The organism is Rheinheimera sp. (assembly GCF_036568245.1).
In the GTDB taxonomy this organism is placed as follows: Bacteria; Pseudomonadota; Gammaproteobacteria; order Enterobacterales; family Alteromonadaceae; genus Alishewanella.
In genome coordinates this window covers 1-8938 of record NZ_DATCSY010000150.1, presented here as the reverse complement: position 1 = coordinate 8938, position 8938 = coordinate 1, and the positions used below count along the sequence as shown (strand labels likewise).

Annotated in this window: 9 protein-coding genes and 1 pseudogene; 9 read left to right on the top strand and 1 reads right to left on the bottom strand. The window is 47.8% G+C overall.

Translation table 11 applies throughout. From position 1 onward, the window contains the following. From narH to VIN66_RS06450, 8 genes are all read left to right on the top strand, one after another. On the top strand, window positions 1–939 hold a 939-nt coding region (narH, locus tag VIN66_RS06485), incomplete at its 5' end, for a nitrate reductase subunit beta (protein ID WP_331923215.1). Window positions 940–945: 6 nt separating this feature from the next. Continuing rightward, window positions 946–1701 carry a nitrate reductase molybdenum cofactor assembly chaperone gene (gene narJ, locus VIN66_RS06480; protein WP_331923214.1) on the top strand — a complete coding sequence of 252 codons (756 nt, stop codon included), beginning with the start codon at window positions 946–948 and terminating at the stop codon, window positions 1699–1701. Between the two features lie 12 nt (window positions 1702–1713). Continuing rightward, entirely contained in the window at window positions 1714–2403 is a 690-nt protein-coding gene (narI, locus tag VIN66_RS06475) for a respiratory nitrate reductase subunit gamma (RefSeq protein WP_331923213.1), read from the top strand. A gap of 290 nt (window positions 2404–2693) precedes the next feature. Further along, a complete protein-coding gene (locus VIN66_RS06470) occupies window positions 2694–3461 on the top strand; it encodes a peptidylprolyl isomerase (protein ID WP_331923212.1) in 768 nt (255 codons plus the stop codon). A 130-nt stretch (window positions 3462–3591) separates the two neighbouring features. Then, complete coding sequence (locus VIN66_RS06465; RefSeq protein WP_331923211.1) at window positions 3592–4806, top strand: hypothetical protein; 1215 nt, start codon at window positions 3592–3594, stop codon at window positions 4804–4806. Window positions 4807–5076: 270 nt separating this feature from the next. Further along, window positions 5077–5529, top strand: coding sequence for an anaerobic ribonucleoside-triphosphate reductase activating protein (nrdG, locus tag VIN66_RS06460; RefSeq protein ID WP_331923209.1), 453 nt, complete (start codon window positions 5077–5079; stop codon window positions 5527–5529). Continuing rightward, window positions 5499–7361 (top strand): anaerobic ribonucleoside-triphosphate reductase, encoded by a 1863-nt coding sequence (gene nrdD / locus VIN66_RS06455; RefSeq protein ID WP_331923208.1) that lies wholly within the window; start codon window positions 5499–5501, stop codon window positions 7359–7361. The genes nrdG and nrdD overlap by 31 nt, the downstream gene beginning before the upstream one ends. A 140-nt stretch (window positions 7362–7501) precedes the next feature. Further along, window positions 7502–7801: a hypothetical protein gene (locus VIN66_RS06450; protein WP_331923207.1), complete on the top strand. Its 300-nt coding sequence runs from the start codon at window positions 7502–7504 to the stop codon at window positions 7799–7801. Window positions 7802–7804: 3 nt separating this feature from the next. On the opposite strand, the gene VIN66_RS06445 is transcribed toward VIN66_RS06450, so the two are convergent. After that, window positions 7805–8185 carry a SirB2 family protein gene (locus tag VIN66_RS06445; RefSeq protein ID WP_331923206.1) on the bottom strand — a complete coding sequence of 127 codons (381 nt, stop codon included), beginning with the start codon at window positions 8183–8185 and terminating at the stop codon, window positions 7805–7807. Between the two features lie 324 nt (window positions 8186–8509). Between VIN66_RS06445 and VIN66_RS06440 the strand changes: the two are divergent. Beyond that, window positions 8510–8938, top strand: a pseudogene (locus VIN66_RS06440) (nitric-oxide reductase large subunit); the annotation flags it as partial.

Here is an 8938-nt window from a genome sequence, read left to right as displayed (position 1 = left end):
GCCATTTACAAGCGGGAAGAAGACGGCATTGTGCTTATTGATCAGGACAAATGCCGCGGCTGGCGTATGTGTGTCTCAGCCTGCCCGTACAAAAAAATCTATTACAACTGGAAAACCGGTAAATCAGAAAAATGTACCTTTTGCTTCCCTCGCATTGAAGCAGGCCAACCGACAGTATGCTCTGAAACCTGCGTTGGTCGGATCCGTTACTTAGGCGTGCTGCTGTATGACGCCGACAAAATTGAAGTAGCGGCCAATACTCCCAACGAGAAAGACCTGTACCAGGCACAGTTGGATATCTTCCTCGATCCAAATGACCCGGTGGTTATTGCCGCGGCCCGTGCTGAAGGTATCAGTGACAATTGGATTAAAGCCGCCCAGCGCTCACCGGTTTACATGATGGCGATGGATTGGAAAGTCGCACTACCACTACACCCGGAATACCGCACCTTACCCATGGTTTGGTACGTGCCGCCACTGTCACCTATTCAAAGCGCAGTGCAAGCTGGCCATGTCGGCATGAATGGCGAAATTCCGGATCTGAAGTCATTACGGATCCCGCTGCGGTATCTGGCCAATATGCTTACTGCCGGCGATGAAGCACCGGTGGTGCGGGCATTGGAGCGGATGATTGCGATGCGCGCCTTCAAGCGTGCGCAGCAGGTCGATGGCATTGAGGATGTTGACGTGCTCAAGCAAGTGGGCCTAACGCCGGTGCAGGTTGAAGAAATGTACCGCTATATGGCTCTGGCGAACTATGAAGATCGCTTTGTTATTCCAACCAGCCACCGCGCCTATGCCGAAAACGCTTACGACTTAAAGTCGAGCTGTGGTTTTAGCTTTGGTAATGGCTGTGGCGATGGTAATAACGGCGTAAACCTATTTGGCACTAAAGCCAAAGGCGTGCGTCAGGTTATCCCGGTTGATATTCAGGAGTAAATAACTATGCAGATCCTACAACTGTTATCACTGTTACTGGACTATCCACACCAGCCCATGCTGGACGGCAAAGATGATCTGCTATCGGTAGTGGCCAACGCCACTATCGATACTGACCATAAACAGCAACTGATTAAGTTTATTCAGTCTCGCACCGCCGGAGCCCTTATGGACTGGCAATCGGAATACGATGGTCTGTTTGAACGCGGCCGGTCGCTTTCACTACTGATATTTGAACATATTCATGGTGAGTCGCGTGACCGCGGCCAGGCTATGGTCAACTTACTGGCGCAATATCGTGAAGCCGGTTTGGATATCGGCGTGAAAGAACTACCAGACTATTTGCCACTGTATCTGGAGTTTTTATCCACTCAGGGTACGCAAAATGCGCAAATTGGCCTCGAAGAAATCGCCCCGGTGCTGGCAGTACTGCTGTGTCGCCTCGAACAGCGGCAATCAGATTATGCCGGCATTTTCGCCACTCTGCTGTCGTTATCAAAAGCAGAGGTCGATTTGGCCGACATTAAACAGCAGATCGCTAATGAACAGCGCGACGACACGCCCAAAGCGTTAGACAAAGTGTGGGAAGAGGAAATGGTCAGCTTTATAGGCAATGAACAGACCAACTCAGCCTGTGGCACCGGCAATAAGCCGGCAGAAGGCCAACGTCGAGATCAGTATATTCCGTTAAGTACTGAGCTGTTAGGCAGCCCGGCAACGGAGCAAACCTTATACCAAGTTGCGGCTGAAAAGCGCGCCTAAAGGAGTTTTAGCATGGCACACTTAAATATGTTTGCCTTTGGCATTTATCCCTATATCGCCATCGCCATTATGGTGATAGGTAGCTGGATCCGCTATGACAGAGAGCAGTACACCTGGAAAACCAGCTCCAGTCAGTTGCTGGAAAAAAAGCAGTTACGCCTTGGCAGTATCCCGTTTCATATTGGCATTCTGGGTATTTTCCTTGGCCATTTCTTTGGCCTATTAATGCCAAAAGAAATCTGGCATCTGCTGGGCATCACTGCCCAAATGAAGCAAATGATTGCTGTTGGAGCCGGTGGCTTGTTTGGCTTGATTTGCTTTTTTGGACTAACCGTGTTGATCAAACGGCGATTAGGTAACCCGCGTATCCGTGCGACCAGCAATACCATGGACATCGTAATTTTGTTGCTATTATATGCACAATTGATACTAGGTTTACTGTCCATCACTGTATCGCTGGGGCACATGGATGGCGCTGAGATGCTAAAACTAATGGCCTGGGCGCAAAACACCGTTACTTTTAACAGCACCGCTGCGGTTGAAGCCATAAGCAACGTACACTGGATATTCAAAATGCATGTATTTTTGGGTATGACGCTGTTTGTGGTATTCCCGTTCAGCCGCTTGGTACATATGTTAAGTGTGCCGGTGCAGTATGTGCGCCGTCAGCACCAGATTGTACGTCAGCGTTTTGTGCGATAGCCGCGTTTGGCCCTGACGGTTGCAACTCTCGCTATGCTCGCCACAGCAACTCGCCCTGCTGCCTGCGGCAGGGCTCAGACACTCTGTGACTGCGCTAACGAGGTTCCAACCTGGGCCAGGCAAAATCGGATGACCAGCAAGACAGCGTGCCGATATTGCTAAACAAAGCGTCTTTGGCATGGATGCCAAAGAGGAGCCTCCAGGGACGGATTTACGGCGTCTTTGTGTGCAATATCGGCTAAAAGCTGTCTTGCGGCAAGTTACACCTAACCCGGTTACAGAGGTTTAAAATGATACAAGTCAACAATGCCAGTATCAGCGAAGCGGCCATCATGGCTGAAATGCAATATCATCCGTCCAACAATAAACGCTCTGCCATGCTAAAGGCCGCTGAGTCACTGATAATTGGCGAACTTCTACGCCAACGCGCCAAAGCATTGGGGCTAAGCGTAAAAAGTGAAGCCAACACCGCCAGTGATGATAACTTTCTTGATGCACTGATCAACGCCGAAGTGGCTATTCCACAGGCAAACCATACCGAGTGCGAGCAATATTACCGGCTAAACCCACAGCGTTTTCAAAGCTCGCCGCTGCTGGAAGTCAGCCATATTTTGTTGGCGGCAGCGCCAGAGGATGACAAAGCCCGGGTAGAGGCCAAAACCCTGGCCGAGCAGTTAATTAGTAAGCTACAACAAGGCGAACCGCTGGCCGCGCTGGCACAACACTACTCGGCTTGTCCGTCAAAAGAAATCGGCGGAAGCCTTGGTCAAATCAGCCGCGGACAGACCGTACCCGAGTTTGAGCGGCAACTATTTAATGCCGACCCTGGTTTAATGCCACAACCGGTAGAAAGCCGTTATGGTTACCATATCGTCTATATTGCCCGCAAAGTAGCGGGAAAACAGTTACCCTTTAGTGTGGTTCAGCAAAAAATTGCCGACTATCTAAACGAAAAAGTGCGACGTAAAGCTGTAGCGCAATATATTCACCGCTTAATCGTCGATGCTCAAATAGACGGCTACGATTTTAACTTATCTGACTCTCCACTCATGCAATAACCCTTGTTGGTGTAGCTGGTAACATTTGGTTGCTGGCTATACCAACAGTTAGGTAACCCCTTAACCTAATTATAAAAATATCAGTTTCAGGCTAGGATCTGTGCATCAACCCGCAGTCTGGAGCGCCATCATGAAAACATCTGTTTCTGCCCTGCCCTTTGCCATTACGCTGACTTGCTTTGTTTCTACTATTCCTGTTCCGCTGTATGCCAGCATTAACGAGCAGTTCAGCTCGGCCATTAAGCAAAGCGAGGTCTCGGCACAGTTTCGTTACCGTCTGGAACATGTTGAACAAGACAACACCCTGGACAATGCAATAGCCTCCACTTTGCGCAGTCGTTTAACCGTAACAACCGGTAAGTTCGACAACTTCAGCGCAGTGGTGCAACTGGATAATGTTAGCTTGCTTGGCAATGATAACTACAACAGCACCTACAACGGCAAAACCCACTACAGCGTAGTGGCCGATCCGAAAGGTACCGATATCAATCAGGCGTTACTCAGCTATCAGAATAAACAAGGAACCAGCTTCAGCGCCGGTCGCCAATTGGTCAACCATGCCAATCAGCGTTTTCTCGGTGGCGTTGGCTGGCGACAGAATGAACAAACATTAGATGGTTATCGTCTGCAACAAAGCGTTGGTAGCGAACTTACACTAGAACTTGGCCACTACTACAACGTAAACCGCATCTTTGGCCCCAAAGGGACCGCCGCCGATCAGCACGGCAGTTTCAACACCTTTACTGCACATTGGCAAGCTAACGCTGATCATAAATTTCTGGCTTTTGGTTACGACTTTGAATTTGATAATTGGACCAGCCGCAGCAGCCGAACCCTGGGCATCGATTATCAGGGCAAACTTGCTGTACTACCGCAGTTAAGCTGGCATTTATCACTGGCTCAGCAAGACGATGCACACAACGCAACACAAGCGTTTAGCCACAACTATCACCGTATTAGTCTGAACTGGGCACTGCCTGGTGTTACCGTGCAGGCAGGGCAAGAGCGCTTAGCCGGTGATGGCCAAACTGCGTTTCAAACACCCCTGGCAACGTTACACGCCTTTTCTGGCTTTGCTGATATGTTCTTAAATACACCTGACAACGGATTACGCGATAACTGGTTGCAGCTAAATACCAAAGTAAAAGACGTTAGCCTGATGCTGGGGTATCACCAATTCGACAGTGATACCGGCAATGCAAAATACGGTGACGAATGGAACGCAGCGGCCAGTTACAGCCTGAATGCCCAACTATCAGGCGTGTTCAAACTGGCCCACTACAATGCCGACAGTTTTGCTGTCGATACCACTAAAATCTGGTTGATGCTGGTTTATCAGTTGTAGCCTTTCCTGGAAAATCCACGTTTGCCAATATAATTGTTGGCTCCTCTGCGCCGCCCCTGGTTTTCAGCGGGCGGTTTTTTTATTTGGATTAAACACGCTCCACTACTCCCGAAGGGGTAACAAACCCTGTACTGGTGCGTATTGCCGCTGACCTCACGTTGGTCGCGATGGTAAAACTTGATCCAGATCAAACTTTCCATTTCAGAAGACATTAAGCTAAAACACAACATATAGCAATTAACAAACAAAAAACCACTATATAGAGTAATTATGCTGAGATTCACCGACGAGCAAATAGTATTTCAGGAAGTACCGGGGGAAGTCTCGCTGGCGTTTACTATCGCCGGTTGTCCATTAGGTTGTAAAGGCTGTCACAGTAGCTATAGCTGGCGGCCAGAGCAAGGTACACAACTTAGCGCAGATTACTTTCAGTATCGGCTGGCATCCTATGCTGGCCTTATCAGCTGCGTGCTGTTTCTGGGGGGTGAGTGGCAGCAGAGTAGCTTATTACAAATGCTTGTTATTGCGCGCAATGCCGGGCTCAACACTTGCTTATATACCGGCTTAGATGACGTTACCAATGCACTGAAACAACAGCTTACTTACCTGAAAACCGGGCGTTGGCAGTCGGAACGTGGCGGCCTTAACAACCCCAACACTAACCAGGTTTTCACCGATTTACGTACAGGCCAATGTTTGAACCATTTATTTCTCGGACAATAACAGAGGGGCACCCTATGCAAGCGCTGAACTTTTATCAATTGCAACAAAAACTCGGTTTTATCAGCAACTATCTGCATGCACAAAATGCCGCTGACGGCTCAAAACTGGACGCCAACGCCAATGTGACACAAAAAAACATCGCTACATTGGAAGCTGAACTGATGAAAGACCAGTTTATTCAGGTCAACCGCGCTCTGGTAAGCAATAAAATCAGTGAATTGTTCGGCGCAGAACTGGCAGCAGAATATCTGCGCCAGATTACTGATCACGAGATTTATGTGCATGACGAAACCAGCCTAAAACCCTATTGCGTGTCAGTAACCATGTATCCGTTCTTGCGGGATGGTTTAACTAAACTTGGCGGCGAATCCAGGGCGCCTAAACATTTAGAGTCATTTTGCGGTTGTTTTGTAAACTTTGTTTTCGCCGTATCCAGTCAGTTTGCCGGGGCTGTCGCAACAGTTGAGTTTTTAACCTATTTTGATTACTTTGCCCGTAAAGACTATGGCGAAAACTATCTTAAAACGCATCGCAAACAAATTGAAAATCATCTGCAACATGTGGTGTACGCGCTAAATCAGCCCGCTGCCGCACGTGGTTATCAAAGTGTGTTCTGGAATATCTCCGTATACGATCAGCATTACTTTAACAGTATGTTTGGTGACTTTGTTTTTCCCGATTTTGTAAAGCCAGAGTGGCACTCTGTATCAGCGTTACAGCAATTCTTCTTAAACTGGTTTAATAAAGAACGCGAAAAAACCGTGTTGACCTTTCCTGTTGTTACAGTCGCTATGTTGACCGAAAAGGGTCAGTGTAAAGACAGTGACTTCGCCAATGATATTGCGCAAGAGATGGCTCAAGGAAACTCGTTCTTTATCTATCAGTCAGACAATGCCGACTCGTTAGCCAGTTGCTGTCGCTTGCGCAGTGAAATCAGTGACAATACTTTTTCATACTCATTGGGTGCGGGCGGTGTTGCTACAGGCTCTATTAACGTTATTACTATTAATATGAACCGCTTGGTCCAGGATGGCAGAGATCTGGCTACTGAAGTGGCGAAAATTCACCGCTACCAGGTGGCCTACCGAAAACTGATGGAGGAATACAAAGCTGCAGGTTTATTAACTGTGTATGATGCAGGTTTTATCAGCCTTGATAAGCAGTTTTTGACTATCGGTATAAATGGCATGGTCGAGGCGGCTGAATCTCAAGGCTTAATTGCCGGCAACAATGCACAGTACATTCAGTTTGTACAACAACATCTGAAAACGATATTTGATGCCAACAAGGCCGCTAAAGCTGAGTATGGTTATATGTTTAATACTGAGTTTGTGCCGGCAGAGAATCTGGGGGTTAAGAATGCGAAATGGGATCGTGAGGACGGCTATCTGGTTTCGCGCGATTGCTATAACTCTTACTTTTATGTTGTTGAAGACGAACTCACCAACACTCTGGACAAATTTCAGTTGCACGGCAGGAAACTGCTTGATTACTTAGACGGCGGTTCAGCGTTACACTTGAACCTGGAGGAAAAACTCGATAAAGCCGGATATGTTAACTTGCTAAATATTGCCGCCAATACGGGTTGTAACTACTTCTGTGTCAACGTCAAAATTACCATCTGTAATCAGTGTGAAGCTATTGATAAACGCACATTATGTGCTTGTCCGGCATGCGGTAGTAGCGATATAGATTACGGCACCCGGGTGATTGGCTACTTAAAACGCGTTTCTGCCTTTAGCCATGGCCGGCGCATCGAACACAGTTTACGGCATTATGAGCGTGAGCCGGGAAGTGTTAATACGCTGCACGATTACAAACAGCACGCCTGATACAGCTTATTGTTTCTTTACTAAACATAACGTCGTACCGCCTAAGTGGTACGACTCTACCCTACAAGCAGAATTTACCTACACAGCGGCCTTGTTACACTGTTTGAACAACTTTAACTCAGAGAAAACGGGAGATTGCGTTGGTAAAAAAACCCGATCTAACCACAGCAATGTTGCAGTTAATAGCTGATGTAAAGCAGCAAATGCCGCTTTACGAACCTGCCACTTTTGTTTGCGGCACCAACACCGATTGCATAGGTTGCCCGAAGAAAATGCTGGAAATGGTTGATTCAGAACTGAGCTTTTGGGAGCACGCCATAAAACATGGAAGAACGCCTAAATTTGATGAATTGCGCCAGTTTGGCAAACTGTGTCAGAGCGTACGGCGCATGTTAATTCGCAACAACCTGATGCCGGACATAAAGCCCAACACCAGATAAAAACTAGCTAAACAACATCGGCTTATTTATCGCCAGATACAGAATGCCACTGAGCTGTAGTAAAGCCAGCCCAGCCCAGCAGACTCTGCGCTTTACCGGTAGTGACAGTTTGAATGCTCTGATCCCGGTCAGGATATACCCTACCAGCAGTACTATTTTCACACCAAGCCAGGCATGGCTGAATGGCTGCCAGGGCCCTATTGCGAGCAAGGTAAAGGCGAACGTCAATAGCAAGGTATCGTTGATATGCGGCAAATACCTTGCAGGGCTAAATCGCCAGCCAGTTATACCTGACATGTCCAGTAGCAGCCGGCCAATAAATAAGGTAACACTAAGATAGGCACAAAACATATGCAGCTGCTTGACCTGTAAGTAGTACTCCATAGCTGTTCTCAACTCTGTTTATTGCTGTTGGTTCAAGTGCCAGCTTAAATCAGCCAAGCCTTGTTGCCTATATCGCCAAAGAGGTAGAAAACACCATAAACAGCAAGGGAAAGGTACTTTTTACCCATAGGGTATTATTAACCCTAAAACATCGTGGTAATAACCACCCTCTCACTAGAGCCGAAGAAATTAATTAAATTAAAAACAATAACTTAAATTATGGCGCGATTCTTGTAATATCTGCACAGGCGGCAACGCCCATTTGATAAAAACAGGAGTGAACTATGACACCTTGGCGCACAAACAATAACATTAGGGGGCATTATGGCCGGATATCGTAAACTCTGGTGGCTGCTAATTACCATTTTAGCCATTACCTTTAGCGTGCTGGGCTATTTTGGTGCCGAGGTATATCGCTCGGCGCCGCCTATTCCGGCGAAAGTAGTAGACGCCAGAGGTCAGGTGATTATGACCAATGAGACTATCTTAAACGGCCAAACCGCCTGGCAATCGGTTGGTGGCATGCAGCTGGGCTCGATCTGGGGCCACGGCGCTTACCAGGCACCGGACTGGACTGCCGACTGGCTGCACCGCGAGCTGATGGCCTGGCTGGAACTCGCAGCACAGGATGAGTTTGGTTTAAGCTACGACGCCTTGACACCCAGCCAGCAAAATACGCTGCAATTTGCGTTAAAGCAGGCCTATCGCACTAACAGCTACGATAAAGCCACCGACACCCTGGTACTTAGCGAC